The following is a 211-nucleotide window of genomic DNA, read 5'->3' as shown; positions in this document are numbered from 1 at the left end:
TAACGGGAAGGTGGGCGTCTTCGCGGGGATTACCAAGACCGGCTACGATTTATACGGCCCGGATTTATGGAAGCAGGGGGAGAGGGTATTTCCGCATACGTCATTTAGCTCGGTAGCCAACCGGATTTCCTATTTGCTGAACCTGCAAGGTCCCAGCATGCCCATTGATACGATGTGCTCTTCGTCATTAACCGCCATTCATGAGGCGTGT

General features: G+C 52.6%; 1 protein-coding gene. It reads left to right on the top strand.

The genetic code is table 11. The features are described 5' to 3' along the window. Window positions 1–211: beta-ketoacyl synthase N-terminal-like domain-containing protein (locus LCF57_RS28195; RefSeq protein ID WP_225999568.1), on the top strand; the 211-nt coding region annotated here is incomplete at both ends.

The organism is Paenibacillus sp. BJ-4 (genome assembly GCF_020404765.1).
Taxonomy (GTDB): Bacteria; Bacillota; Bacilli; order Paenibacillales; family Paenibacillaceae; genus Paenibacillus.
This window is presented reverse-complemented; position numbering and strand designations above follow the sequence as displayed.